Raw genomic sequence first — 443 nt, 5'->3', positions numbered from 1 at the left:
CAGCCCGGTGACAGGGTCCTCTCCGCCCGGATCAGTTACGGCTGGGCCTGGCCGGGACCCGGGCAACCGGCAACGATCGGCCATGACATCGCGGTCCCGATCGCCCCGCCGCCGAGTCCGCCGCTCCCGTCACTGACCTCGATCGGTGCGGGTGCGCATCCGCTCGCCTCACCGCCATACGACCAGCTGAGCTTCCGGTTCGAGGGCGGCTTCCCCGGTTATGAACTCGAATACGTGCCGGTCCTGACCGGAGATGCGAGCGGCCTGACGATTCCGATGGACGGAACCGACAGCATCCTGCGGGTGGTGTTCCGCCTCGCGCAGGCCCACACCGAGGACGGTATCTCGAGTGTGCTCGAGGCTCCGCGCGAAGCGGTCGGCCTGGCCGCCATCACCCGGTACGCCCCGGCCGGGGACTTCGAGGGCACCGTGACCTACGGGAT

The 443-nt window shown here is 69.5% G+C and carries 1 protein-coding gene; it reads left to right on the top strand.

Going from position 1 to position 443, the window contains the following annotated elements; all coding sequences use genetic code 11:
- Positions 1–443 (top strand): hypothetical protein (locus QN345_RS19805; RefSeq protein ID WP_323509214.1); only part of this gene is annotated, 443 nt, incomplete at both ends.

The sequence above is a fragment of the Cryobacterium sp. 10I1 genome (assembly GCF_035019805.1).
GTDB classification, from domain to species: domain Bacteria; phylum Actinomycetota; class Actinomycetes; order Actinomycetales; family Microbacteriaceae; genus Cryobacterium; species Cryobacterium glucosi.
This window is presented reverse-complemented; position numbering and strand designations above follow the sequence as displayed.